At 56.2% G+C, this 25,157-nt stretch carries 16 protein-coding genes, 1 tRNA gene and 4 pseudogenes; 5 read left to right on the forward strand and 16 right to left on the reverse strand.

Going from position 1 to position 25,157, the window contains the following annotated elements; all coding sequences use genetic code 11:
- The coding region (locus GVI59_RS00005) for a glycosyltransferase family 2 protein (RefSeq protein WP_173572278.1) at nt 1-932 on the reverse strand (932 nt) is incomplete at its 3' end.
- A 1,125-nt stretch (nt 933-2,057) separates the two neighbouring features.
- Here GVI59_RS00005 and GVI59_RS19440 point away from each other — a divergent pair.
- A pseudogene (locus GVI59_RS19440) lies at nt 2,058-2,153 on the forward strand (IS5/IS1182 family transposase); the annotation flags it as partial.
- Between the two features lie 151 nt (nt 2,154-2,304).
- On the opposite strand, the gene GVI59_RS00015 reads toward GVI59_RS19440, so the two are convergent.
- The gene (locus GVI59_RS00015) at nt 2,305-2,496 is read right to left on the reverse strand and encodes a hypothetical protein (RefSeq protein ID WP_173572279.1); all 192 of its coding nucleotides are present in this window, start codon (nt 2,494-2,496) and stop codon (nt 2,305-2,307) included.
- 342 nt (nt 2,497-2,838) lie between these two features.
- On the opposite strand from GVI59_RS00015, the pseudogene GVI59_RS19445 reads away from it, so the two are divergent.
- Nucleotides 2,839-3,043, forward strand: a pseudogene (locus tag GVI59_RS19445) (transposase); the annotation flags it as partial.
- A gap of 221 nt (nt 3,044-3,264) precedes the next feature.
- Here GVI59_RS19445 and GVI59_RS00025 read toward each other — a convergent pair.
- The 3 genes and pseudogenes from GVI59_RS00025 to GVI59_RS00035 all read right to left on the reverse strand — a co-directional run.
- Nucleotides 3,265-3,943 (reverse strand): annotated as a pseudogene (locus GVI59_RS00025) (integrase core domain-containing protein); the annotation flags it as partial.
- Nucleotides 3,942-4,309: pseudogene (locus GVI59_RS00030) on the reverse strand (IS5 family transposase); the annotation flags it as partial. The pseudogenes GVI59_RS00030 and GVI59_RS00025, both read right to left, overlap by 2 nt.
- A gap of 149 nt (nt 4,310-4,458) precedes the next feature.
- Complete coding sequence (locus tag GVI59_RS00035) at nt 4,459-5,661, reverse strand: tyrosine-type recombinase/integrase (RefSeq protein ID WP_173572281.1); 1,203 nt, start codon at nt 5,659-5,661, stop codon at nt 4,459-4,461.
- 363 nt (nt 5,662-6,024) lie between these two features.
- On the opposite strand from GVI59_RS00035, the gene GVI59_RS00040 reads away from it, so the two are divergent.
- Complete coding sequence (locus GVI59_RS00040; protein ID WP_173572282.1) at nt 6,025-6,633, forward strand: hypothetical protein; 609 nt, start codon at nt 6,025-6,027, stop codon at nt 6,631-6,633.
- A gap of 511 nt (nt 6,634-7,144) precedes the next feature.
- Here the strand turns inward: GVI59_RS00040 and GVI59_RS00045 are convergent.
- The 11 genes from GVI59_RS00045 to GVI59_RS00090 all read right to left on the reverse strand — a co-directional run bounded on the left by GVI59_RS00045 (nt 7,145) and on the right by GVI59_RS00090 (nt 24,188).
- The gene (locus tag GVI59_RS00045) at nt 7,145-8,626 is read right to left on the reverse strand and encodes a sugar porter family MFS transporter (RefSeq protein WP_173572283.1); all 1,482 of its coding nucleotides are present in this window, start codon (nt 8,624-8,626) and stop codon (nt 7,145-7,147) included.
- A gap of 39 nt (nt 8,627-8,665) precedes the next feature.
- Entirely contained in the window at nt 8,666-9,529 is an 864-nt protein-coding gene (locus GVI59_RS00050; RefSeq protein ID WP_173572284.1) for a shikimate dehydrogenase family protein, read from the reverse strand.
- An 86-nt stretch (nt 9,530-9,615) separates the two neighbouring features.
- On the reverse strand, nt 9,616-10,650 hold the full coding sequence (locus GVI59_RS00055) for a LacI family DNA-binding transcriptional regulator (RefSeq protein WP_173572285.1): 1,035 nt from the start codon (nt 10,648-10,650) through the stop codon (nt 9,616-9,618).
- A 304-nt stretch (nt 10,651-10,954) separates the two neighbouring features.
- Nucleotides 10,955-13,663 (reverse strand): malto-oligosyltrehalose synthase, encoded by a 2,709-nt coding sequence (gene treY / locus GVI59_RS00060; protein ID WP_173572286.1) that lies wholly within the window; start codon nt 13,661-13,663, stop codon nt 10,955-10,957.
- A 17-nt stretch (nt 13,664-13,680) separates the two neighbouring features.
- Nucleotides 13,681-15,669, reverse strand: a complete 1,989-nt coding sequence (malQ, locus tag GVI59_RS00065; protein WP_173572287.1) for a 4-alpha-glucanotransferase — start codon at nt 15,667-15,669, stop codon at nt 13,681-13,683.
- On the reverse strand, nt 15,662-17,440 hold the full coding sequence (gene treZ, locus GVI59_RS00070; protein WP_173572288.1) for a malto-oligosyltrehalose trehalohydrolase: 1,779 nt from the start codon (nt 17,438-17,440) through the stop codon (nt 15,662-15,664). The genes malQ and treZ overlap by 8 nt, the downstream gene beginning before the upstream one ends.
- Nucleotides 17,441-17,453: 13 nt before the next feature.
- The gene (gene glgX / locus GVI59_RS00075; RefSeq protein ID WP_173572289.1) at nt 17,454-19,583 is read right to left on the reverse strand and encodes a glycogen debranching protein GlgX; all 2,130 of its coding nucleotides are present in this window, start codon (nt 19,581-19,583) and stop codon (nt 17,454-17,456) included.
- A complete protein-coding gene (gene glgB, locus GVI59_RS00080; protein WP_173572290.1) occupies nt 19,580-21,808 on the reverse strand; it encodes a 1,4-alpha-glucan branching protein GlgB in 2,229 nt (742 codons plus the stop codon). The genes glgX and glgB overlap by 4 nt, the downstream gene beginning before the upstream one ends.
- A gap of 54 nt (nt 21,809-21,862) precedes the next feature.
- On the reverse strand, nt 21,863-23,512 hold the full coding sequence (gene glgA / locus GVI59_RS00085; RefSeq protein ID WP_173572291.1) for a glycogen synthase GlgA: 1,650 nt from the start codon (nt 23,510-23,512) through the stop codon (nt 21,863-21,865).
- A 134-nt stretch (nt 23,513-23,646) separates the two neighbouring features.
- Nucleotides 23,647-23,778, reverse strand: coding sequence for a hypothetical protein (locus GVI59_RS19245; protein ID WP_277876281.1), 132 nt, complete (start codon nt 23,776-23,778; stop codon nt 23,647-23,649).
- A gap of 321 nt (nt 23,779-24,099) precedes the next feature.
- A tRNA-Ser gene (locus tag GVI59_RS00090) sits at nt 24,100-24,188 on the reverse strand.
- A gap of 244 nt (nt 24,189-24,432) precedes the next feature.
- Here GVI59_RS00090 and rplU point away from each other — a divergent pair.
- Together rplU and rpmA are read left to right on the forward strand one after the other, a co-directional pair.
- Nucleotides 24,433-24,747, forward strand: a complete 315-nt coding sequence (rplU, locus tag GVI59_RS00095) for a 50S ribosomal protein L21 (RefSeq protein ID WP_077814297.1) — start codon at nt 24,433-24,435, stop codon at nt 24,745-24,747.
- Nucleotides 24,748-24,798: 51 nt separating this feature from the next.
- On the forward strand, nt 24,799-25,068 hold the full coding sequence (rpmA, locus tag GVI59_RS00100; RefSeq protein WP_173572292.1) for a 50S ribosomal protein L27: 270 nt from the start codon (nt 24,799-24,801) through the stop codon (nt 25,066-25,068).
- The last annotated feature ends 89 nt before the right edge of the window (nt 25,069-25,157 follow it).

The following is a 25,157-nucleotide window of genomic DNA, read 5'->3' on the forward strand; positions in this document are numbered from 1 at the left end:
ACCCGCCGCCAGAAGCAGAATATCGTCAATATTCCAGATCGGGCTCCTGTGGGATGACTGAATTCTACAAAATGACCCGAAATTGCCTCAAGTGTGAGAAATCCGCGTCGAAGAGGTTCTAGGTCTTCGATATCATTCCTATTGAAATGTGCCCAGTTAACTTGGGAGTCACATAGATCACTTTGGACCCGACGTCTAATGCGTTCAATGTATTGAGCCATACTTCTAGTTATAAAATGCAAGATGTAAGCATCATCCCATTCGATCGGCTGTTCTGCACGCTCCTCCCGCATAAAACTACCGTCAGGACGAACGTATCGACCTTTGGGAATATCAAAGAAATGGGGATTGTACCAGACTTCGCCCAACTTATCGGGCCTAAAAAAGCTCTTTATAAGAACATTATCGTTCAACTCTTTTGTCGAATGTCTCGTGAAAGCTTGCGGAGCAGGAATGCGAGGTCTAAGAACCCGATCCGAACTACCGTATATCTTCCAAGAGAAACCGATAGCATCCGCATGATTGAATTTTGAAAGAAAATCAGGTAAACTATCACTATGGCGAAGATAGACATATTCATCACCATCTAGGCATCCCAGCCAATCGTATTTTCCCTTGCATTCCCTAGCCGCCATGAAAAAAGCATCACGTTGACGTTTAGTGAAATCTGCTTCAAGTTCAGGCGATGTTCTTGTAAACCTAATGTCATAACACTTGGCTGCCGCCTGAATAATCTCCCAAGTTCCATCAGTCGAATGATCATCAAATATAAAAAGTGTCTTTACGCCGAGTGCAAAATGCCAACTGATCCAGCCTGCAATATCGGAAAATTCATTTTTTACATACAGCGCGATGGCGACAGACGGAAGAAGATTGTCTGTTAAATTATCTTTTCGCTTCTTATACGTACGATTGTCTTTATTTTGAGACATGATCAGCCCTGAGATACTTGTACACAGTTTACCTATATATTAGCGCAAAGATGAGTTGCATAGCCACGAGTGTAATTGATTTTGGCTGTGTGGTCCCGAAATTTGACTATGATATTGGCTCTGTTGCATAATTCAGCCATTGGGAGCGGATAATTCATCTATTACCTGACGGCGTGTTTCAACGCTAGGTCGGCAGCCTCTGCTCACGCCCAGCGCGACGCGTGACTTGAGTTCAACAGAATAACATTTCCGGGTAACATTCCCCATAAACCTGCTCTCTCAGGTTAGATGATCGCTTATCGTCTGTTCGAAAACTGGGGTGTCTCTCTTGAGATCGAACTCAGACGGCGGGCGTGCCACCTCCAGTCGTTCTAATGACGCCATAAAGCTGCGGAGATCGTCCCTCGAAGGTTCTTTGTGGAGTCTTGCTCTTCGTCGATTCCTCCGATCAAAGTCTTCCAAACAGATCATGTAATATCAAAAAAGAACGTTTGTATCATGCTCGTGACAAAGACATATGTATCCATTCACATGTCTCAGTTCTAACGAGCTTTAATAATGAAAAGGGACCAATTATTTTCATAATGTGTCTTTATAAATAATTTGTATCAAAAAATAAATACTATTTCTATAGACGAAATAAGAAAAATAAATTGCATATATTAAATGTGCATTTTATATAAATTTATAGAAATTATAATATTTAAAATACACTCTCTAAATATAGAGAAATTACGTGCATATATTGCGGTATGGCGTTAGGATGTGTCGTCAGTTAAGCGATAGAGTTATGTCGTTTCTACTTCCATTTGATCTGTGTCTTTCCTCTTGTTTCAAAAGCAGGGGAGAGCGGACCGCGCGCGGGGTGTGATGGTGAGGCAAGACAAAAGCATAGAAACTGCACATGGCCGTGGATACGTTTAGCCATTTTCTGCCCTGCACGTCACGCCAGCCAATCGGGACCATCGCGCCGGGGTAGGGCGCCTCGACGCCACCATTCAGGAGGTGATGGGCGAAAGCGTCGAACTGGCCTGTATCGATCAGGGACACACAGACAGGAAACCTGCCTGAGCAGCGCAGACCCAATGGTATCACTCTTGAGGTCGTCAAATTGCCGAAGCTAAACGCGGCTTTGTCCTGCTGCCGCGCCGATGGGGCGTAGAACGGTCTTTCTCATGCGCCACACGATGCCGCAGACTTGCTAAAGATTATGACGCGCTATGCCTCAACACTCCCAAGTATTCTTATGTCATTGCATTCGCATGCTTCATGCTTAAAAATACGCTATACTCGCTCTAGGCACATAACACCCTCTAAATACTATAGCTTGTTCAAATCCAAAATCTGTATAAGAAAGGTATGTCTGGAATATTCATACCTTCACATTTTTGGTGAGAGACGTAGATTTTTTAAGTTGAGAATTCTTTAGGTCTTTATTCAGAAGAGCCTTAGACAACTCTTCAGCATCATAAAGCATATAGAAGACACGTATTGCTTCACAAGCGCTCGAACGATCACCCTCCAAGAGTTTTTGATCGGCGAGGGCAATCAATTTTGCTTTCATCGTTACTCCGTTTGGCTAATATTATGTACTTAGCTTAAGCGGAGAAAACATGTCGACAGAAAATATCAAAATAATGCAAATTTTTATTTTGATATTGCATTTTGTGTCGGATGTAGTCGATTATCAAAAGATAAATCAGTCACATTGGCCTTCATACAAGAGACATAATATCATTTTGGACAACAACGATCGGATTAATTTCCATTCTATCATTGATGAGGCAAATCGTTTGTCTGACAAACCAACTTACCTACAACGTGTCGTCAGTTAAACCCTGAGTGAGATTTGTACTTTCTGGTTGCGGGTGCTGACTGTTTTCCCGGTTTTAGGGGAGGCAGGGAGATGAGACGTTATGGTTTGCGCGACGACCAGTGGAAGAGAATAAAGCACCTTCTTCTCGGTCGTGAAGGTCATATCGGCGGCACGGCTGCGGACAACCGTCTATCGTGGAGGCAGAGTACCGTATCGCTATCGCGAGGGCATTCCATGGCGTGATCTGCCTGTCCGCTTTGGGGACTGGAAGAACATGCACCGGCGTCTGCGTCGCTAGTGCGAAAGTGGTGTCATCGAAAGGATATCTCGTCATCTGGCCGCAGATCATGACAATGAATACATGATAATCGACAGCATGATTGTCTGGGCGCATCAGCATAGTGCCGGAGTTCTCAAAAAAGGGGCGCGGATCAGGCCATCGGACGATTTGGGTGTTTAGTCCCGGGGTTTAATGATGAATCGTTCTGGCTCTGAAGTCCAGATCCTGCAGATTTATTCATAGGGCGTGAGACCTTTGAGGGTCTTGAGCCTTCGTCCAAAATTATAGGCGACAATGAAATCATTGAGGTGAGTCCTCAACAACTCATGGCTGCCGTAATGGAAGTGTTTGACAGTTGCTTCCTTGATCGTGCGACACGTCCGCTCGACTTGGCCATTGGTCCAGGGGCGATTGGGCTTTGTCAGGCGATGCTCGATCCCGTTGGTCTCGGAGATCATGTCGAAAAGCATGGAACGTGACCATGCCATACCGCGGTTACGAGGCTGCTCGGCGAACAGGATGCCATTGTCGGTCAGGATGGGATGAATCGGGTTGGGCACGACACGCAGAAGATGTTCGAGAAACTCCCGGGCTGTTCTTCTGTTGGCCTTTTCCGCGAGTTGCACCAACGCAAACTTGCTTGTCCGGTCTATGGCGACGAAAAAATGCTGCTTGCCTTCAGCGGTCTGGACCTCGGCGATGTCGAGGTGGAAGAATCCGATCGGGTAGCGTTTGAAGCGCTGAACGCTTCGGTTTGTCCCCTTCAATGTCAGGCAGGTGTGAAATCCCGTACCGCAGAAGACAGCGATGCAGGGCTGAGCGTGTCAGATATGGGATAGTGGCCTGCAATGCATAAAGGCAGTCATCCAGCGGTAGCGACGTATGCCGCCGAAATGCCACGATCATCGCTTCGTCCGCCACGGGACAGCCCGATGGCCTGATCCGCGCCCTTTTTTTACGGGTGCCCGCACTATGCTGGTGAGCGCGGATAATCGTGCTGTCGATTATCATGTATTCATTGTCATGATCTGCGGCCAGATGACGAGATATCCTTTCGATGACACCACTTTCGCACTAGCGACGCAGACGCCGGTGCACGTTCTTCCAGTCCCCAAAGCGGACAGGCAGGTCACGTCAGGAAGTGCCTGCGCGATAACGATATAGCACGGCTTCCACAAACAGACGGTTATCCGCAGCCGTCCTACCGGTATGACTTTCACGACCCGGGAGAAAATCTTTTAGCTGCTCCCACTGACCGTCGCTCAGACCATACCGTCGCATTCATACTCTCCCCGAAAAACAGGGAGAAAACATCACAGATCAGGCAGGAGTACAAGCAGCATAATCCTCCGCTTAACTGACGACACGCCCTAATTAGTGCCTGTGACCGGACATTCGGCAATCCCCCCAAAAAAAAGCGCCCAGGATTTCTATACGCGACCTGTGCAGAATTGCTCCCATTGCTTCATCATCTCCTGCCGCTTGTTGAGTAGATCTCCTCGCCGATAGGCGGCCTCGACCTTGTTACCAATGGCGTGGGCCAGTGCCATTTCTGCGACTTCCCGCGGGAAGTCGGTTTCTTCTGCTGCCCAGTCGCGAAAACTGGAGCGCAGTCCGTGAATGGTTACGTCTTTAGTCCCAGCCGCACGATGGAGTGCTTTGGAGATGGCGACGTCACTAAGGGGTGATCCGATTTTGCCTCCAGGGAAAATCAGACCATCTGCAGAGGGAAGGGGGCGCAGTATTTCCATTCGTCGGAGCACGTTCAGGGCACCCGTCGTCAAGGGCACGCGATGTCCCCGCTTCGCTTTCATGCGTTCCGCTGGGACTACCCAGATTTGCTTTTCGAGGTCAATCTCAGACCACCGTGCATGACGCACTTCACCAGAACGAGCCGCCGTCAGGCAGAGAAAGCGGGCGGCATGAGCTGCAGCGCCGTCTTGTCGCACAAGTTGCGCAAACACAGAAGGAAGATCGCGATAAGGCACGGCCGCATGGTGCACGACTTTTGCCACGGCTGTTGGTTTGGGAAGAATGTTGGCAAGATGACCGCGCCAACGCGCAGGGTTGTTGCCTTCGCGCCAATGATGACTGTGCGCGTAATCCAGAATACGCTCAATGCGCCCACGCAAGCGACTGGCTGTCTCCGTGGTGGTTTCCCAGATCGGACGGAGTACGGCCAGAACATCTTCAGTCTGGACCTGAGCAATTGAGCAGTTTCCCATGAGGGGGTAGACATGCCGATCGAGCGAACTCCGCCACATGGGTGCGGAACGTGGGTCTTTCCAGGCAGGAGTCTGTTCCGTGATATAGTGTTCAGCAACCTCTTTGAAAGTCCGCTCCTTGGTAGCGCTTCGCTTCCTTTGGGCTTGTTCCTCCAGAGGATCACGTCCCTCCAGTAAAAGACGTCGAGCGTCGGTGGCTTTGCTACGTGCTTCGGAAAGGGAGACGTCACGGGCAGGGCCTAGTCCCATTTCCCGGCGCTTCCCGGTCAGAGGGCTTTTGTAGCGAAAGGTCCAAGCACGTGTTTCCCCTCGGATCGTGATCCATAGGTTTCCACCGTCGCCATAAACGCCATCTTTCATGCTCGCGATCTTACGCACGGTTAACTGGTTCGGCGGAAGCTTGCTCATGGTCTTTTAATCCCATCTTCAGTCCCACCTTATATCATGCGGTTCGACGCGTCTATCTGCGGCGTCAGATGGCGATGGTACAATTTAATATATTGTTTTAACATAGAAAATGTATCTTTAGGCCCCTTGGGGGGGCGTCGTTTTGGCAGACACCCCATCCGCCATTCATTGTCGATTTCCATCTGTTTCCGATGTTGCCGCCGATCACAGCACGCTGCTATTCGGCATATAGAACCGCCATTTTCACACTATTATCCGCTACTTACATGCTTGAAACGGAGCCTAGTAGCTTTCGACGATATTTGTTTCTTCATAACTGACTGCTGATAGACGGGATATAAAAGTGGCATTGGGGTGTGGAGAGTGAGTAAGAATGACGGCAAAGCGCTAGAGAAAGAAGTTGCTGATCTGGTTGAAAGTTTATTGCAGTCAGGTGAGCTTCCATATCGACCTGAGCTTTGTCGATTCAAGGCTAAAGCGAAATATTATTCGCGTAACAGAGAGGCGGAAGTAGATTTCGAAAATGTGCTCGAGGTTTATGTAAAGGATAATTATGATAACGATAATGCGAAGCCCACTCACGTCGTTATCTTCGAATGTAAGGATCATGGGCGTGATCTAGAAGTCAGGCTGGTGGACGAACTCATCGGTCGTCTTTCCGGCGGCTATGGTTTCAACATAAAAGCTTACATGGTGACCCGCACAGGCTTCCAGTCAGGGACGCTAACTACAGCGAATAATCACGGCATCGGACTTATCAAACTGATGCCGGACGATAAAATCATGTTTTTTTCCCATTTTCAGACCATTGATGGGATCCAACAATCCCGCCGCGAATTCCCTCATCGTGCTCGTCGAGCGCTCACGACCCCGAGCTATGTCTCCGATGGAGAGAGATTTTACGGTGTCGATGATGGCTATGTATTTTCCACGTTTAACCAGATGATCGTGAAGCATTTCGAAACGACCTAAGCCGTAACCTCATAACGCAAGGGGCCGCTTACAGGGTGCCGAACAGCAGCGAGTGTTGGCTTCCATTTACTTTCTGCTTGGAATGTGTCGGACCAAAAAACGGCCAAGTCTTATCCATACGCTGTCCATCACCGGTCCATCTAACGATGTAAGTCTCTCAAAGAAGTCGCCGCTCGTGCCGCTCATTAGGAACGATAGCAAAATCCCCAAAGAGGATAGCGTAGACATAGTTCTCATTTGGTTCTGGCAAGGTCGGCCATGTTTACTGACATCCGCTGAAATCCGATTGTTTCCGTAATTATTGATCTGATTGCTTGAGCAATTCTGTTATTTTCCTCTGTTCTAAGCTGTGATCCGCATCATGTGCAGGTCAATGCTATGCGCATGTAACGCCGGAAATGCAGCAGGTGAAATTCTCACAGAAATAAAGATCAGCACGTACCGGACTGGAAGCTGATCGGTAGGCAACCAGATTGCTGCTGTTTGCACTGTCAATACGTCTTCCGGCTCATCAACTCCGGTGAGAAGCGGTCTGACGACCGATGTTCGTGTAAAAGGTTCCGGACCGGAGTGCGCTTTCAATTTCTTCCAGTGTGGTTCCTGCTGTTTCAGGGACGTATTTCCATACGAACACAAAAGCCGCGACGTTTATAAGGCCGAACAGCCAGAAGGTGCCGGTTGTGCCCAGCGCCTCAACGAGAGACAGCGTCACGAGGGATACGAGCGTATCCGACAGCCATACTGTCGCGCTCGCCAGTCCCATGGCCTTGCTGCGGATGCAAAGGGGGAAGACTTCGGCGGCGATCAGCCAGACTGCTACGGACAGCGAGCCGAAATTAAAGAAGATATAGCCGAGAAGAGAGGCAACCATAAGGACCAGGCGACCGCCAGCCAGCGGTGCGGAACTCAGGAAAACGGCTCCCAGCAGGAACAGGGACAGGGCCGCCATCGGTAGCATGGTGAGCATCATGCGGCGGCGACCGACCTTGTCGATCAACGCAATGCCCATTGCTGTTGTGATTGTGGATGTGACGCCTACGGACACCGATGTCAGCAGGGCGGCGGAATGAACAAGTCCGGCCTGCGAGAGGATGATGGGCGCGTAATAGACAATGACATTCGGGCCGGAGAGTTGTGAAAAAGCGGCGACCCCGAGGGCAGCGATCAGGGCAGGGCGTATCCAGCGCTGGTTCAGGCCCGATCCTTCGGAGGCAGTCTGTTCCTTGTGATCGACTGTCAGGACATCATCCAGTTCCTGACGCACAAGATCCTTGTGTCCGCGCAGTTTGTAGAGAATTGAGACGGCCCGTGGCTCATGCTCGTGATGCAGCAGCCATCGCGGGCTTTCTGGCAGGAAGAACATGCCGAGGCCAAGCAGCATTGCCGGAATGGCGCCGAGCATGAACATGGCTCGCCATGCGCCTGTGCCACCGGACAGTTCATATCCCACAAAGAAAGCCAGCAGCAGTCCAAGTGAAAAGACGAGCTGGAACAGCGATACCAGCCCGCCGCGACGGGATGCCGGAGCCAGTTCCGCGACGTAGACCGGTACAATCTGCGTTGTTGCGCCAATCGCCGCACCCAGCCACAGACGGGCGGTAATCAGAGTGCTGACATTGGGAGCCAGTCCGCAGCCCACGGAAGCCGCGATAAAAATGCCTGCCGCGACCATGATGGCCGGGCGTCTGCCCCAACGGTCCGAAATGGGTCCACTTAGCAAAGCGCCAAAAACAGCGCCGATATTCAGGGACGCCGCCACCCATTCCTGTCCTGCGGTGGACAGCGAAAATGTTTTCGTCACAAAAATCAGGGCCGAGGCGATGATCCCTGTGTCGTAACCGAACAGGAGACCGCCCACGGCGGCTACTGCGGCGGCCATGGACACATACCGGTGCGCCGAGCGGGTCTGATCGCCCTGATGCCCCATGTCCGACAGCGCTGTCAGGGCGCGTTTATGTTTGTGGGAATGCGGTTGGTCCACGGCGGCTGGCATATGGGAAGCTCCTTCTCCTGTCGATGGAAAACGCTGTTTTCAGCCCGCGTCGGAGACATCGAAAATATCACGCAGGGTCTTTTTCATGACGTCCGCATCAAGGGTTTTGCCAAGCCACAACTCAACGCCGATCACCCCCTGATTGACCAGCATACCCAGACCATCAAGTGGTGTGCAGCCTTTTTCACGCGCCTCACGCAGAAGGCGCGTCATCGGTGGGTTTGGAATGACATCCGCTACGATCTGGCCTTTTTTCAGAGTGCCGAGGTCGATTTCGGGAATCGCATCCGCATCGCCAAGCCCTATCGAGGTTGCGTTGATGACAACATCCGTGCCGTCAGAAATCCGGGCCTTTCCTTCCCATGGGGTGGCTGTCGCGTCGCTGTCAGTGTTGTCGCGCACCAGAGCGGCAATGGTTTCAGCCTTGGCGGCGTCACGGTTGACGACGGTTATATGGGCTGCGCCAGCCAGTCCCAGTTCAACGGCGATGGCGCGTGCGGCTCCACCCGCTCCAAGCAGGAAAATTTTCTTGCCGGACGGATCAACGACGTCCTTGAGGGAGGCCAGAAAGCCTTTGCCGTCCGTATTGTTGCCGATCATCCGACCGTCGCGGATGGTGACGCAGTTCACCGCGCCAATAATCCGCGCAGCATCGGTCAGTTCGTCAAGATGTTCGATAACCGCCACCTTGTGGGGGAGCGAGCAGTTGAAGCCGACCCACTCCATGGCGACCGCACCCTTTACTGCGTCGGCCAGATTGCCTGCCTGCACGTCGCAGTTGATGTAGCGGGCATCAATCCCGGCGTGGCGATAGGCAGCCTCGATCATGGCGACTGTCGGGTTGTCGGCGCAGGGCGTGGAGAACGATCCGGTAAGGATGCTGCGAAAATTCTGGTCGCTCATACGGGGCTCCTGACTGTTGGCGAACGGTCTTGCATAGCTATGCAAGACAACACGCTTTTCAGGGGAGGATGCAACCCCTTCCTTGTTCAGAGGGGGAGGCGTGTGCTGCCGCGTTCGATCAACTTCGCGTCAATGATGTGAGTATGGGAATGAGAACTGTCTTTTGCCTGAAAGGCTTTTTCAAGCAGTTCCAGTGCGCGGGCGACCATTTTCCCGGTGCATTGGTCAAACGATGTCAGGTCGTAGCTGCGCCATGTCGCCTGTGGGATATTATCGTACCCCAGCATGATGACGTCGTCGGGGCAGCGCAGTTCCATTTCTTCCCGTAAGGCGTCCATCGCGCCGCACGCCATCATGTCGTTGCTGGCAAAGAGGCTGTCTGGTCGGATGCCCCGTTTTTTCAGGCTCAGTATGGCTGCGTAGCCGCTGTCATAGGTGTCATCACCTTGCAAACGGGTCGGTTCGATGGGGCTTGTGCGCGTTTGCTGCAGGCCCTGCAGAAACCCTTCGGCGCGGGCGAGGGAGGCTGCATTTCGCTCGGGTCCAGCCAGCCACACCGGACGCACGCGGCCCTTTTCCATGATGAGGCGCGCGGCGGTGAAACCTGCTCCGTGATTGTCGGAGTTGACGGTCGAAATCCATGGTCCGACCAGAGATGAGTTGAAGCAGACAACCGGAATCCGGAGTCTGGACAAGGCTTGCGCCACCGTCTTCGATCCGATTGCCAGTGACGTGACAATGGCGTCGATCCGGTAGCTCACCAGCTGGTCGAGCGCATTATCAAGGGTCAGGGCGTCATCGACATGCATGAGAAGCACCTGAAGGCCGCTTTCCCGTAATGCGGTCGCCAGACGTTCCAGCGCCGTAGCGTAAAACGGGTTTTCCAGACCGCCGATGACCACGCCCACCATGCAGGATCGGCCCGACAGCATGATGGCCGGAATACGGTTCGGTCGGTATCCGAGGCTCTCTGCGGCGGCCAGAACCTTCTGTTTCGTCTGGTCTGAAATGCTGGAGCCGGGAGAGAACGCCCGCGAGACCGCTGATTGGGAGACACCGGCCAACCGGGCGACATCAATGGATGTGACAGCGCGAATGACAGCCTGCTCCTGCGTAACCATGCTTCATGACACTCTGGGGTGTGCTGGCCTAGCGCTACGCTGGCCTGTTTGGATTGTCCAGTTTTCGCGGGGTGTCGCTGTTGGGCGAAGCAGAGGTCGTGCTTTGTCTGGATCATCAGGATCCTGAACGTCAGAACCGGAGCAAATGATGGATGTCCGCTTTTGCTTCAGTCCGAACAGGACAGGGACTTGGGCAGGTCAGACCGGGACACTTCAAAATCGACAATCCGGGGAAAATGCTTCAGGCAGACCGTCCAGAGGGCTCAGGTGAGCCAGATGCTCATCGATGTCAAAAACGGCCTGTTCATCTCTCCAAAACAAAACAGTCGAGTGGCGCCATGTCGTTTTCAAACGGCCAGATCGGATGTGTTCCGATATTCAGTGAGCGTTCACGCAGGAGACTGCGCCAGTGGCCGTGACATTCCACAGGCAGGGCGAAGGCGGCAGGCGGCCGATTTAAAGAGAGAGAGTCCCACGCAGGACTCTGCGCATAGGTGTGACGGGGAGCCAGAACCAGAAGACGCTGATGTCCCAATATGCGCAGGAAGGCGACGACGTGCTGCGTGTCCAGCATGACGGGGTGATAGGCTCCCTGTTGGAACAGGGCCGGATTCTGGGCGCGAAAAGCCAGCAGGCGCTGAATGAGTCGAAGCTTGACCTCACCGGTTGGCCATGTGGTGGCGGCATGATCGATATCAGGAGAGGTTTCCAGACATTCTGCGCGTTTTTTGAAATCGACAGACCGCCGGTTGTCCGGATCTACCAGACTGAAATCCCACAACTCGCAGCCTTGATAGAGGTCGGGCACGCCGGGTGAGGTAACACGCAGCAGGGTCTGGGACAGGCTGTTCAGGGCCGCGGCGGGCGCGATCTGCCGGACGAAGCGGCCCATATCACGCAGGAAATCCGATGATTCAGCCGGATTGAGCACATGCGCAAGATAGGTCTGACAGGCTTCTTCATAAGGCGCGTTTGGTTCCAGCCAGCTTGTGTGACGCTTTCCTTCACGGAGCGCCTTGGTCAGCCATTGCGCCATGCGGTGTGCGAATTCTTCATCGACATCGCCCTGCACGGGCCATGCGCCGAGAAGGCTCTGGTAGAGCAGGAGAGCATCGACACGATCCGGTGCATGGGAGAGCGTTCGGTCTTTCAGCCAGGGCGTAACGAGTGCGCGCCATTCTTCCGCCGCTTCACTGAGGACGGCAATGCGCATCCGGCTGTCTTCGCCGCGCTTGTGATCGTGCGTGGCCGTGGCGAGGAGTGAGAGAGGATGTGCCGTTTGCCGCTTCTGGCTGGCGTCATGAAATGCGGTGACAGGAAGCGCCAGCGTATCAGGCGCGCTCCCGACCTCATTGCGTGAAAGCAGACGTACGTTTCGATAGAATGCGGTGTCTTCGAGAGATTTTGCGGCAAGAGGAGCGCTGAGATGCTCGAAAGTCCGCTGGATGTGGCGCATGGCGGGAGAGGGGCCGGATTCAACGGGCGTGGAGAGCTGTTCGAGAATGCGCTGAAGAACAGCGTGGCGGGAGAGGGGGATATCCTTGCGCGCCGCGGTGGCGGCCTGTGTCAGGGATGCCAGATCGGCTGTGTGATTCAAGGGAAGACTGTCCGCGTAATAACTGCGGTAGCGTGGGAAATGACGCAGGAAAGCTATCAGGGTTTCCCGAATGGCTGGGAAGGATATTTCGCAGGAAAGAGAAGAGAAGGAGGCGTGGAGCAGACGGGTGAGGTGATCAAGTTCGGTGGTGAACAGGGAGGTCAGAATCTCATCGCGGGCCTGACGTTGTGTTTCCTCCATTGTTTCTGGCATGTCGCCGCGTGCGTCCCGCCACAGGGCGTCCAGCGCTTCCTGTCCCTCTGCATCGTGCAGCAGGAGAGAAACCTGCTCCATGAAATCATAGCCAGTCGTGCCGTCCACCTCCCATTCGGTGGGAAGGTTCTCGTGGGGAGCAAGGATTTTCTCGACATGGATTGGAACATGCGCGGGCGAGGATGATTGGGTGGTCTGAATTTTCTGACGCAACCTGCGGCAATAGGCGGCGGGAGCAGTCAGTCCATCAATATGGTCGATCCGAAGTCCGTCGATGAGGCCCTCATCAAGGAGGGACAGAACATGGTGATGCGTGGCGGTGAAAACGTCCTCGCGTTCGACACAGATGGCTCCGAGTGAGGTGTTGTCGAAGAAGCGCCGCCAGTTGAGAAGATCGGACGCTGTGCGCCACCACGCGCATATCCAGTGCTGGCGGGCGATCAGGTTTCGGAGCTGTTGCCGTCCGGGCTCATGGGCGGGGTTGAAGCGCATGGAAAGAGCGCCCAGCACATCGCCGCCTATCGTGGTGTTCAGCCATAGGGAAAGCGCGGTGAGTGTGTGAGCGCAGTCCCTGTCTGGCGCGCCACGCTCCGCCATGACAGTCAGGGCGGCGGCCAAAGGGCGGGGCAGGTCCATACTCCTGAGAAGATCACTGTAATGAACGGGAGAAATAGGGAATCGATGTTCATGATGGTGGATGAAAAACAGGCCGCTTTCCTGATCGTGCTTCAGAATCAGCATTCCTGAGGCAAGCGCTTCCTCAAAAGGGCGATCGAGGAATGGCAGGAGAACACGTCCGTTGAGCCGGGGATCGGGATCGTCCCGGACGATATCGAAAAACCCGGCGTAGGGGCTGCACCGTCCCCATGCCAGAAGGCTTTCCCACCAGATGTTTCCTGCGCCTCCCACGGCCATATGGTTGGGCACGATGTCGAGGATCAGACCCATGTTCCGCTCGTGCAGCGCATGAGCGAGACGCCTCAGGGCGGCCTCACCTCCAAGGGCGGGGTCGATGTGATGACAGTCGAGAACGTCGTATCCGTGGGTTGAACCGGGTGCGGCTGTCAGAAGAGGTGAGGCATAGATGTGGCTGACGCCAAGCCGTTCAAAGTAGGGCGCGAGTTCGACCGCATGATCCAGCGTGAAGCCCTGCCGGAACTGAAGGCGGATGGTGGCGCGCAGAGCAGGACGAAGTCGGGGCATGGCGGGTCTCACGACAGTTACGTGCGGGGGCGGGCTGTTTGCAGGATGCTGAGATGTTTCTTTGCGCCGCGTCGCATCAGCAGCGTGCGGGCCGGCGCTGGGTAGCGTTGACGCCAGTTGGGGTGGCTGGTGGTTGTGCCGGGCACGTTGGGCTGTTCGTTTAAGCCCGCGAGGTCTTCCAGTGGCACGAGAGTGAGCGGGCACGGGGTGTCCGCTACGAAACTGATTGCACGGTCCACGAAGGTGACGGCTCCGGTGGCGCTGACAGGGGGGGCTGGCGCGGGTCGGTCCGTTACAGTCGCCCACAATGCAGTGCGTTCGGTGGTCCGTTCCGTCTGGGAGGTCGTGTCCGTTCTGGCGAGATCGAGACCCTGCCACCAGCGGGCCAATGGGGGCAGGTCATGGGTTGTCGTCATCGCCACGGCTGTGCGTGACCATTGTTTGCAAGTGAGAAATGTGCCGTCCGCATCGCGTTGGAACGGAAGGACGTTCATGCCTGTCAGGCCATGGCGGATCATGTCCCTGCGAAATGCTGGTTCGACGGTGCCCAGATCTTCCCCGATGAGGACAGCGTTGGCGCGGGAGGCTTCCAGTGTGGACAGCCGCATGAGATCTGCGCTGGGATAAGTCAGATAGGCGCCATCTTCCGGGCCTTCCCCCTTGGGAATGATCCAGAGTCTCCGCAGCCCCATGACGTGATCGATACGCAGGCCACCCATATGGGGCAGGTTGGCGCGCAGCATGGCGATGAAGCCCCTGTAGCCATTGGCGCGCAGACCGTGGGGAGAAAATGTTGTCAGACCCCAGCTCTGTCCGGAACGGCTGAGGGCGTCGGGAGGCGCTCCGATGGAGATTTCGCTCAGATGTTCGCCCTGATGCATCCAGCACTCGCTGCCTGCCGGATCGACACCTACGGCGAGATCACCGATCAGCCCGATCCTCATTCCGCTTTTGCGGGCGCACTCCTGTGCGGCGAGCAGGCTGCGGGACGTGATCCATTGCAGAAACCGATGAAAGTCGATCTCTCTCATCATCTCGTGGGCGAAATGGGCTGTTTCGGGGGAGCCGGGGCTACGGATGGCGATGGGCCAGAGCCGCCAGTCTCCGCCCCGCGGTCCACGTCGGGCGCTCTGTGCGTGCAGCACTTCAAAAATGGCGTGTTGCTGAAGTTCCATGCCCCCAGCGCGGATGAATTCGGTGAAGTTGACGGGTGGGGCGGGGGCAATATGAAGATCATAGAGCGCTCGGAGAAGTTTCAGACGCAGATGTCCTGCGCGAGGCCAGTCGATGAGCGGGGCGGTTTCAAGCTGATGCAGTTCTTCGGGATTGAGATGTGCGTGTTTGCGGGCGGCCTGTAGCGTCGCCGTGTCGAACGTGCAGGCCGGGTCGGCAAGCAGCACGTTGAAAAATTGCCGGCTTGATGGGGAATAGGGGCTGTACTGTGCGGAGTTGCTGGCGAACATGGCATGGGTGGGGCTGAGCAACAGTGCGTCGGCTCCCGCAGTTCCTGCACGCTTTGCGAGGTCAGCGACGGCGCCAAGATGGCCGATGCCTCCATCATTCTGTGCCCTGAGGCTGTAAATCTGGGTGGTGAGGCCCCATCCACGTCCCGTAATGGGAGGGGCCTGCCGAGGCGCTATGGCCAGAGTGAACTCCTGCCTGCCCGTTGACAGGGTGTGATATCCTGCGTGCGCTATGCGGGGGAGATGGAGTTTGCCGTCGCGTGCGCGACGCAGCCGTCCTTCGATCTGGCGACCGTCTTCAAGGGTAAGTGAGAAAGTGGGTTCGTTATCCCCATTCTTTGCGCCGTTAGTGGGAAGCGGTGTGGAAACGCCTGTTTCGGTGACCAGCAGGGAAGGCGCACCGGAGCCCGCTTTGGATTCAAGCAAAGGCACAAGGCGGCGCAGGGTATCCACCGAGACCCGACGTCTGTGTCCCTGAGCGTCCTTCCAGTTCACTTGCAGCCCCAGACGCGTGGCCTGCCGTTTCAGGGTCTGGTCAGACATGATCCTCTCCTTCCAGCCATGCGAGAAGGCTTGCAGGCGGCAGATCCTGGGATGGAAATGTCGTGTGCAGTCCGTAGAGAGAGGTTCCCTGGGGAGGGGAAGGGAGCCGGGCGGAAATTGCGCCCAGATTGAATGCGATGTTCAGAACGGATCCGTCTTCCATCGCCCAGCGGGCGAGGAGCGCACAGCCCTGTCCGGTCAGATGCGTAACGTCCAGTCCATGGGTATTCTTCAGGCGCGGCACGATATATTGGCGTCGCACACACAGGAGTTCGCGTGTGCGGTCCAGCCATTGCTTATGCTCCGGCTGCTCCATTTCCCGACGGTCAGGACGTGAGCGTTCGAACGTCTGCGGATCGTTCGGGTCCGGGATGAGTTCGCGGTGGTGTGGGTCCCGGAACTGCCTGAAAGAGGCAAATTCCTGTCGGCGTCCATCGCGCACGATCCGGGCCAGTTCCGCATTGTGGCTGGTGAAAAAGAAGAACGGTGTGCGTGTTCCCCATTCGTCTCCAGAGAAGATCATCGGAATCTGGGGGGAGAGCAGAAGGAGGGCGTAGGCTGCTTCCAGCATGTGTGGCTGCGCGAGAACGGTCAGTCGTTCTCCCATGGCGCGGTTGCCGGTCTGGTCATGGTTTTGCAGAAACAGAATGAATTTTTCGGTCGGCAGATCGGCTGAGGGAGCGCCTCGGGCTTTGCCCGTGACAGGCGATCTGTCTCCCTGAAACCGAAATCCTTCCTTGAGGACACAGGAAAGATCCTCTGCGGGGTGGGAGGCGAAATTTCCGTAATAACCTTCCGTCTCCCCCGTGAGGATGACATGCAGGGCATTGTGCCCGTCGTCGTTCCACTGGGCGGTGAAACCTTCGCGCAGCAGACGGGCGTCGTTGTTTTCGTTTTCAAGGATGAGATGAACGTGGCGGTCCGGCTCCACGGTTTGCCTGACGGTTTCACGTAACTCCGCAAGCCAGCCCTGTTCCGTAATGGCCTGCACGGCATCAAGACGCAGACCGTCGAAGCGGAATTCCATGAGCCAGTAGAGCGCGTTGTCGATGAAGAAATCACGGACTGGCCGCTGGGTGAAATCGATGGCATGTCCCCAAGGTGTGCGACGATCCTGCAGAAAGAAAGGACGCGCATACTGTTCGATGAAGTTCCCGTCCGGTCCGAAATGATTATAGACTACATCGAGAAAAATCATGAGGTTAAGCGTATGGGCGCGGTCGATCAGCGCCTTGAGTTCGTCCGGCGTGCCATAAGCGCTTTCAGGCGCAAAAGGCAGGACGCCGTCATATCCCCAGTTGCGTTCTCCGGGGAATTCCGCAATCGGCATGAGTTCGATGGCGGTGATGCCGAGTGCGGCAAGGCGCGGAAGATCGGCTGCGAGCCTGGTATAGCCGCCAGCCAGTCCGACATGTACTTCGTAGATGACGGCTTCTTCCCATGGTTTTCCGCGCCAGTGCGGATTCTGCCAGCTGTAGGCATCGGGATCTGTCACGACACTGGGGCCATGCACGTCGTCTGGCTGGCTGGTGGAGGCCGGATCGGGAACCAGCAGGTCTGGAGTGATGCGGTAGCGATAAGGAAGTCCCGCGCCGGTGGGTGTTTCGCACGCGAACCATCCATCGTTTTCCCTTGTCATCGGGACGGGGGGAAGGTTTTCCGCTTCCAGCGTCACGGAGGAGCAGGATGGAGCCCAGAGGCGAAAGCGCGTGCGGTGCTGTGAAAGAAGCTGGGCGCCGTGTCTTCGGGTGTAACGATGGATATGGGACATGACCTGCCTCCTGTCAGCCGTTTTCGGACTTTCTGGTTATGGTGGCGGGATCGAGTTGCAGAAGGAGGACCGAATGTGCGGCCACGGTCAGGCTGTGCAGTTCAGTGGCGGGGTCCTCGGGCTCCGTGTGGCGCGGGCGCGCACTGTCCAGAAGCAGACGCCATGTGCCGGCAGGGGGCGGTAAGGCGCAGGATGCTTCTGCATCGCCGGGATTGAGAATCATGTAGGTGTTATCTATGGAGTCCCCATCCTCAATGGCGCGGCGCAGGCCAAGGAGAGGTTGTCCTCCTTCATTCCAGTTATCGACCGACATGGGCTGACCCGCAGCATTGAACCACGCGATGTCGGGAAGATCCGGCAGGGGGGCGTGACGGCCGTGCATGTAGCGTTGCGCGCGCAGGGATGGATGTTCGCGCCGCAAAAGGGTCAGTCGCGCCACGAAATCCAGCATGTCCTGACCGCGGGGTGTTTGTGTCAGTGACCAGTCCAGCCAGGACAGATCGTTGTCCTGACAGTAGGCGTTGTTGTTGCCGTTCTGGGTCTGTCCGAATTCATCGCCTGCGAGAATCATGGGTGTTCCATGCGCCAGCAGGAGTGTGGCCATCATGGCGCGGCGGATACGATCGCGTTTTTCGATGATGGTGGCGTCATCGGTCGGTCCTTCCACGCCCCAGTTGCGGGTATGGTTGTCCCGTGCGCCGTCGAGATTGTCTTCCCTGTTGGCTTCGTTGTGCCGTGTTTCGTAGCTGACAGTGTCCATCAGGGTGAAGCCGTCATGGGCTGTCACGAAATTGACGCTGGTCCATGCGCGCCGTCCGCGATGGTCAAAAATATCACCCGAGCCGGACAGACGGGTCGCCATGTCGCCCTGCTGACGTTCGTCCTCGCGCCAGAAGCGGCGCGTGGTGTCACGGAAACGGTCGTTCCATTCGTGGAATCCCGGCGGGAAGTTGCCCACCTGATATCCCCCCGGTCCCGGGTCCCATGGCTCGGCAATCAGTTTGCGCGTGCGCAGAATGGGATCCTGCATGAGCGCATCGAGAAATCCCGAGTTCTGATCGTAGCCGTAGCTCTCGCGTCCCAGAATGGTCGCAAGGTCGAAGCGGAAGCCGTCGATATTGAACGCGCCGGCCCAGTGGCGCAGGGAATCGAGCACCATCTGGAGCACACGGGGATGAGAAAGATCGAGGGTGTTTCCGCAGCCGGTGTCGTTGATGTAGTGACGCTCATCTTCGGGGACGAGGCGGTAATAGCTGGCGTTGTCGAGACCGCGATAACACAGGGTGGGGCCAAGTTCGTTTCCTTCGCAGGTGTGGTTGTACACCACGTCCATCACCACCTCGATACCGGCGGCGTGCAGGGCGCGGATGGCGGCGCGGAAATCCTCTGTTTCGCCACGTCCCATATAGGCGGGATGCGGCGCGAAGAATGCGAGCGTGTTGTAGCCCCAGTAATTGGTGACACCGCGTTCGATCAGAAAACGATCGGTGACGAATGCCTGTAGCGGCAGGAGTTCGAGTGTTGTGACGCCGAGTTTTGTCAGATGCTCCACGATGCGGGGGTGGCTTAACGCCTGAAAGGTTCCGCGTATCGCCGGAGGCATATCGGGATGGCGCATGGACAGACCCTTGAGGTGGGCCTCCATCACGATCACGTCTTCCGGTGGAATGTTGGGTCGATGATCGTCAGGCCAGTGCACATGAGGGGCAATCACACGGCATTTCGGCATGGCGCTGGCGCTGTCACGCCGGTCGAAGGAGAGGTCCGTGCGCGGTGAGTTGAGTCTGTAGCCAAACAGGGCGTCGGTCCAGCGGAGTTCACCTGTCAGTTCACGGGCGTAAGGATCGATCAGAAGCTTGTGGGGATTGAAACGATGACCTTCATGCGGATCGTGCGGTCCGAAAGCGCGATATCCATAAAGGAGGCCGGGTGACGCGCCGGGAAGATAACCATGCCAGACTTCATCGGTGTATTCAGGAAGCCTGTGGCGCGCGACTTCACGACGACCTTTGCGATCGAACAGGCACAGATCAATGCGGGTGGCATTGGCGGAAAAGACGGCGAAATTGACGCCGCACCCATCGTAGGTGGCACCCAGAGGGTAGGGTGCGCCGGGTTCGAGAGAGTCTGAAACGGCGCTCATCCTGCGTCTCCACGGGCTGGAGAGAGGATGAGAACGGCCAGTGGCGGCAAGACAAGTTCGACCGACCAGTTGCAGCCATGCGCGGCCACCGCCTTTGCGCTGACCCGGCCGCCATTGCCGACATTGCTGCCGCCATAGACGCTGGCGTCCGTATTGATGATCTCGCGCCATTCTCCGGCGTTCGGCACGCCCACGCGGTAGGCATGGCGGATAACGGGCGTTGCATTCCACACCACGACAATGGGAGAGGCGGGGGGGGCGAAGCGGGCCCACGCAAACACCACGTTGGCGTCATCATCATTGATCAGCCAGGAAAAACCCGCTGGATCGGTGTCGAGTTCATGCAGTGCGGGGTGGAATCGGAGGGTGTGATTGAGATCGCGTACAAGCCTCTGCATGCCAGCTTTGGGCAGTTCGGACAGTGAGCGCCAGTCAGGTTCTCCATCATGGTTCCATTCCTGCGCCTGTGCGATCTCTCCGCCCATGAACAGGAGTTTCTTGCCTGGATGGGTCCACATGAAGGCAAAACAGGCCCGTAGATTGGCATGCTGTCGCCAGCTATCTCCCGGCATACGGGAAAGAAGCGAGCCTTTGCCGTGCGTCACTTCGTCATGGGAGAGGGGAAGAATGAACCGCTCGGAAAAACCGTAATGTGTGCCGAAAAGAATTTCGGAGAGATGGTGTCCGCGCCATAATGGATCGCGCTGCATGAAGTGCAGGGTGTCGTGCATCCATCCCATGTTCCATTTGAAAGAAAACCCCAGCCCCCCATCGGCTGTCGGGTGGGTGACGCCGGGCCATGCCGTGGACTCTTCGGCGACGATCTGAACATCGGGCACATGGCGTTGCAGGGTATCGGTCAGTTCCCGCAGGAATGACACGGCCTCAAGGTTTTCGCGTCCTCCGTGGATATTGGGAATCCAGTCGCCGTTCTGGCGGCTGTAGTCGCGATACAGCATGGAGGCGACCGCATCCACGCGAAGGCCATCGATATGGAAATGCTCGCACCACATCAGGGCGCTCGAAATGAGAAAAGCGCGCACCTCGTGCCGCCCGTAATTGTAGATCAGCGTGTTCCAGTCACGATGTATTCCCTCACGCGGGTCTGCGTGTTCAAAGAGGGCGGTTCCATCGAAACAGGCCAGACCGTGCAGGTCGTTGGGAAAGTGCGCGGGCACCCAATCCAGAATGACACCGATGCCGGCATCGTGGCAGGCATTGATAAACGCAGCGAAATCTTCCGGACTTCCGTGGCGGGCGGTGGGAGCGAACAGTGCGAGGGTCTGATAACCCCATGATCCGCCAAAGGGATATTCCATGATGGGAAGAAGCTCTATGTGCGTAAAACCGTTTTCCACCACATAAGGAATGAGGTCGCGCGTCAGATCCTGCCATGTGGCGATGCGATCCGGGTCTCCGTTGGGGCGGCGCCATGAAAGAGCGTGGACTTCATAGATGGAGAGCGGTGCTTGCGGCGCGTGGCGTGCGATCCGTGTCGCCATCCATGCGTCATCTGTCCAGGGAAACGGATCATTTCGGGCCACGACGGAGGCTGTGGCGGGAGGCAGTTCGGTGCGACGCGCAAAGGGGTCGGCCTTTTGTGGAAGAAGCGTGCCGTCCTGCCCCATGATCTCGAATTTATAGCGTTCTCCGGCTGTGAGTCCGGGAATGAAGAGTTCCCACACGCCCGCTATATGACGCAGCCGCATGGGGTGACGACGACCATCCCAGATGTTGAAATCCCCGATTACGGACACGCGGCGAGCGTTGGGCGCCCAGACGGCAAAGCGCACACCCGTCACGCCGTGGAGTGTCATGGGATGTGCGCCCAGAAGGTGATGAATGTGAAAATGCCTGCCTTCGGCAAAAGCGCGCAGTTCCTCTTCCGGCAGGATGGGGCCGAATGAATAGGGATCGCTGACCTCTTCCGTGGCGTCTGCCCATATTACGTGCAGACGATAAGGCGCTCCTTTGCGGACGGTGCCGATGAACATGCCTGTATCGTCCACCGGGCGCATGGCGCGCTCGATGGGGGCTGAACGGGGGCGCTCGACGAGCAGCCGGACTTTGGCGGCATGGGGATAGAAGACACGGATGATATCGACTGACCCCGCATTGTGTCGGCCGAGGATGGAAAAAGGATCGCCGCAACGTCCGGCCAGAAGATCATCGGTGTTTGGGGGAATATGATAGGGAGTGCCATTTCGGTCCTGTCTCGCTGGCATCCCTCAGACTCCTCTGGTGTGTGCTGATCCTGTGTGAACTATGCTTTTGAAAACTCAGGCTCTGTTGCGGTGCGTGGAAGGCGGAATGGATGGTTTTCGAGCGATTTGCCTTTTGTCGCCGAAGGCGTGTCCCCGCATGCTGTCCGGCGCATGTGTGGAGGAAAGCCGCACGACATTGGGTTCTTTTGGTTCAACGATCTTCACTCCCGCGAGTTTCGCAAAGAGTCTGACATATTGAGCAGATTTTTCATGCCATGAGACATCCGTGGCCGCTCCGTTCTTCTGAAGCTGCGACCATGCCTTACGGTCTTCCCGGAAAAGACGACGCGCCCGCTCAACTGTGGCGGCGAGTGTCGCACCTTCGATGGGTGAAAACAGAAAACCTGTGCCTACGCCGCGTCCTATGGCGGCATCGTTGGCGTCCACCACCGTATCGGCCAGTCCGCCCACGCGCGAGACAATGGGAACGGCGCCGTAACGCAGGGCGCAAAGCTGGGTGAGGCCGCAGGGCTCGAAACGTGAAGGAACAAGCAGGGTATCGACGGCTGAAGGCAGGCGGTGACCGAGTTCCTCGCTGTAACCGATATGACAGGCGAAACTGCGCGGAAATTTTCTTTGCAAGGCCGAAAAAGCTCGGTGAAGCGGGCGTTCTCCTTCGCCCACGACGATGATCTGTGTGTTGGAGACAAGCAGCCGTTCCATGATGTCGGGAAGAAGATCGACGCCTTTCTGTCGGGTCAGGCGGCTGACCACACCCATAAGAAAGGCGTTACGGTCCTGCGGCAGACCGAATTCGGCCTGAAGGGCGAGTTTGTTGGACAGTCGTCCGATAGTGTCGCCCACGACATAGGGAAAGCGTACGGCAGGATCGTGCGCGGGATTCCATATGTTGATGTCCACGCCATTGAGAATGCCGGTAAGAGCGGAGCTGCGTGTGCGTAGCAGACCATCGAAGCCCATTCCCCATTCGTTGCCCTGAATTTCCTGCGCATAGGTTGGCGAGACCGTAGTGATCCAGTCACTGAAAAACAGACCGGCTTTCAGGAAACTGATGCGCCCGTGAAACTCGCAGCCGTCGATGAAGGCCGCCTGGGGGGGCAGTTCCAAAATGGGAAGATCGGTGAGGGGAAAGCTGCCATGAAAGGCGAGATTGTGGATCGTCTGGACGATACGGGGACGCTGGCTCACGCCGTTGGCGTGGAGGGGAGAATCTCCGTCATAGTGTAGATAGGCCGCCGTGAGTCCGGCCTGCCAGTCATGCAGTTGCACGATGTCGGGATGGTAGCCTTCAAGCCCGCCCTGAGCGATGGTGGCGGCAGCACGGGCCAGGGCCGCAAAACGCAGGTCGTTGTCAGGCCAGTCATAGCCTTCGGCAGTCACATAGGGATTGCCCGGGCGGTCATAGAGGACAGGGATATTGAGAACCAGAAGATTCTGGCCATCGATCTGTCCGATCTGAAGATGTGCGGGATGCCCCAGAACATGGCCCAGGTCGATGGAGCGCGAGGACACTTTTGCTATCGCGGCCAGAATGGCGGGGTAGCCTGGCAGGAGGGTCCATGTTTCTACGTTGTAGGGTGCGAGCGCCGTTGGAAGAGATGCTGTGACGTCTCCAAGTCCACCGGTTTTCACGAACGGAAACATTTCCGATGCTACGGAAAGAACGCGCAGGGGGCGGGACAGGGTTAACGCCGCTGGTGCCATCGTTTTGCCATCCTCTGCTGTCAGATGCCATTTTCGGCATACTGTTTCCAATGAGGTCTTCTTCTAAGAGGAACGATCCGGAGGCAGCGAGTATCATCCATCACGGAAAAGTGATTATGCGGAAGGGGCGGCGCTCACAGAGGGGCGGCGTTGGCGACTGTGTTGACGTCTGGATTGATGGAGTAACATTCCAGTTCGCCGGAAGCATGGGACGAAGGAAGGTGCGATCGTGCAGACGGGCCGTCTGGAGGGATCGGAAGAACCATTGGTTGAAGTCCTTGCGGCCCGATTTTGAGTGCAAGGAATGATAATTTCCGGTTCTGCGGACGATCTTCGCTTTGCGTTTAGAGCGGAGCGGCGGTCAGTGGGAGCGGATCAGGCCATCGGCTGATCCCGTGGCGGACTGACCACGAAGATTCCTGCCATTGTTGAGGCTGCGTTGCGGGAAAGGTTGTGGCGCTTTCCCTGAAGCCCGGGCAAAGAGCGGACATCACTGAAAATAGTGACTCTGGACCAGTGACGCACGGTCACAGATACTGTGACGTTCCCGGGTCTAACTAGCTGATTTCATTGGGAAATTGAGTGTATGGCGGAGAAGGTGGGATTCGAACCCACGGTACCCATAAGGCACAACGGTTTTCGAGACCGCCCCAATCGACCACTCTGGCACCTCTCCGTAACGCCTTGCAGCGTTCGCAGCGAGCTTTTAGGCAAAGTTTTCATCTGACACAAGAGGGGAAATTGTTCTGTGTCTGATTTCAGTTGACGAAAAACCTGTCTCCCGCGTAAAAGCCCCTCTCCACCGCTATAAGGTGGGGCAGACTGCGCAATAGTGGTCAACGAGAAAAAGCGACTGGACTGATCGCCTGCGTGAGAAGCGCCGCGAGATGTCGATTGATCGGAAAGAGACGAGTTTCATTATGTTCGCAGTTATCCGCACCGGCGGTAAGCAGTATCGCGTTACGCCAAACAGTGTGCTCAAGATCGAAAAGCTTGAGGCTGAAGCTGGTTCGACCATCACATTCTCCGATGTTCTCGCCGTCGGTGGTGAAGCAGGCACGACCATTGGCGCTCCGCTGGTTGCTGGCGCTACCGTGACAGCTACGGTCATCGCACAGGACCGCCTTGCGAAGATCATCATCTTCAAGAAGCGTCGTCGTCAGAACAGCCGCCGCAAGAATGGTCACCGCCAGCCGGTCACCGTTGTTCGTATTGGCGAGATCAAGGCTGCCTGATCTCTCTTCGTGAGGTTGATCACAGGGTAGCATTAAGTAGGAGTAAGGTTCATGGCACAAAAGAAAGCAGGCGGTTCGTCCCGTAACGGACGCGACAGTGCAGGCCGTCGTCTCGGTGTGAAGAAGTTCGGTGGCGAAAGCGTGATCGCTGGTAACATCATCGTCCGTCAGCGCGGCACGAAGATGCTGGCTGGTGCGAATGTTGGTGTTGGTCGCGACCACACACTCTTCGCGCTTTCAGACGGTAACGTGCGTTTCCACCGTCGTGGTGACGATCGCGTTCATGTTTCGGTCGAGGCTCTGCCGCTCGCGGCTGAGTAAAAGGCCCTGCGCGGGATCCCCCGCGTCTAGACGCAAGACAGGGGCCGATCCGGTTTGGATCGGCCCTTTTTGTATCCCTGTCAGGGCTT

It is taken from the genome of Acetobacter sicerae (assembly GCF_011516765.1).
Taxonomy (GTDB): Bacteria; Pseudomonadota; Alphaproteobacteria; order Acetobacterales; family Acetobacteraceae; genus Acetobacter; species Acetobacter sicerae.